At 75.6% G+C, this 1,117-nt stretch carries 2 protein-coding genes; one reads left to right on the top strand and one right to left on the bottom strand.

The window, feature by feature from the left end; all coding sequences use genetic code 11:
- The coding region (locus tag L2I40_RS24615) for a zinc-ribbon domain-containing protein (RefSeq protein WP_372491113.1) at positions 1-117 on the bottom strand (117 nt) is incomplete at its 3' end.
- 103 nt (positions 118-220) lie between these two features.
- Between L2I40_RS24615 and L2I40_RS23500 the strand changes: the two genes are divergently transcribed.
- A complete protein-coding gene (locus tag L2I40_RS23500; RefSeq protein ID WP_237217769.1) occupies positions 221-937 on the top strand; it encodes a cell division ATP-binding protein FtsE in 717 nt (238 codons plus the stop codon).
- Positions 938-1,117 lie beyond the last annotated feature (180 nt).

The following is a 1,117-nucleotide window of genomic DNA, read 5'->3' as shown; positions in this document are numbered from 1 at the left end:
CGGCACGGCCTCGAACTGCGCGCCGCAGGCGGCGCATTGCAGCAGGCGCGGCCCGCTGGCGAGCAGCTCATCGGGGATTTCGTAGGCGGCGGCGCAGGCCGGGCAGGCGACACGCATGGGACGCATGTGGCGCGCCCCCGGGCATGCGTCCACCCGCGACGGCATCCCACGCCTGTGAAGGCCCCTCGACGCGCGCCGCCGGGCGGGGCATCCATCGCGCATGGTCCGCTTCGAGGCGGTCGGGCTGCGCTACCAGGGCGGCGGTCCCCATCGCGGGGAGTGGGGCCCGGAGGCGCTGGCCGACGTCACCTTCGCTCTGCCCCGTGGGTCCTTCACCTGGCTGCTCGGCCCGTCGGGGGCCGGCAAGTCGTCGGTGCTGCGGCTGATGCATCTGGCGCTGCGGCCGACGCGCGGCGAGGTGGAGGTGCTCGGCACCCGCACCGCGAAGGCGCCGCGCGCCGCGCTGCCGGCGCTGCGGCGGCGGATCGGCGTGGTGTTCCAGGACTTCCGGCTGCTGCCCTACCTGTCGGCATTCGACAACGTCGCCCTGCCGCTGCGGCTGGCGGGCCGGCCGGAGGCGCAGATCCGCGCCGATGTGGGCGAGATCCTGCGCTGGGTGGGGCTGGAGGCGAAGGCGCAGTCCTCGCCCCTCGAATTGTCGGGCGGCGAGCAGCAGCGCATCTGCATCGCGCGCGCCGTGGTGCACCGGCCGGAGCTGGTGGTGGCGGACGAGCCGACCGGGAACCTCGATTCGCGCCAGGCGCGGCGGCTGCTCGCGCTGCTCGGCGAGATGAACCGGCTCGGCACCACGGTGGTGGTGGCGACGCATGACGAGGATCTGGTGTCGCGGTTCCCTGCTCCCGCGCTCTACCTGCATGGCGGCCGGCTGCACGATCCGGACAATGCGCGCGCGGTCTACGCGCTGGACGACCTGTGATGCGCGGCGGGGGGTGCGGCGGTGGCTAGCCGGCGGCGCTATTCGCGCGATCCGCTCGGGCTGCGGCGCGCGCTGTCGGGCTGGCTGCTGCCGGGCCTGGTCGCGGCGATGGCGCTGCTCGCCGCACTCGCGGCGGCAGGCGCGCAGGGCGCCGCGGCGCTGGGGGAACGCTGGCAGCGC

Source organism: Falsiroseomonas oryziterrae (assembly GCF_021864505.1).
GTDB classification, from domain to species: domain Bacteria; phylum Pseudomonadota; class Alphaproteobacteria; order Acetobacterales; family Acetobacteraceae; genus Falsiroseomonas; species Falsiroseomonas oryziterrae.
This window is presented reverse-complemented; position numbering and strand designations above follow the sequence as displayed.